Source organism: Citrobacter sp. TBCS-14 (assembly GCF_005280805.1).
Taxonomy (GTDB): Bacteria; Pseudomonadota; Gammaproteobacteria; order Enterobacterales; family Enterobacteriaceae; genus Citrobacter; species Citrobacter gillenii.
The window spans coordinates 1-244 of sequence record NZ_SZWM01001217.1 but is presented as its reverse complement, the minus strand read 5'-3'; the positions used below and the strand labels follow the sequence as shown (position 1 = coordinate 244).

General features: G+C 46.7%; 1 protein-coding gene. It reads right to left on the bottom strand.

What is annotated here, in order from left to right:
- The coding region (locus FDX22_RS26335; protein WP_304571826.1) for an anaerobic C4-dicarboxylate transporter family protein at nt 1–244 on the bottom strand (244 nt) is incomplete at both ends.

The window sequence follows — 244 nt, the reverse complement described above, 5'->3', positions numbered from 1 at the left end:
GAGGAAGATCCACATTGCCAGCCAGTTACTTTTCGGCAGTTTTTTGTCTAACAGTGTTGCCGTGTCGCCATACACATAGTGATGGTTTTCAGGTACGGAAATAAACTTCTGGAACTCTTCATCTTTATCCAGATCTTTACCACGGAACCAGCTGAAAATACCGATAGCCAGGATACCCAGCAGGGTAGACGGAATGGTGATGCCAAGCAGGTCGAGGAATTCGAGGTGCTTGCCTTCAAATGTC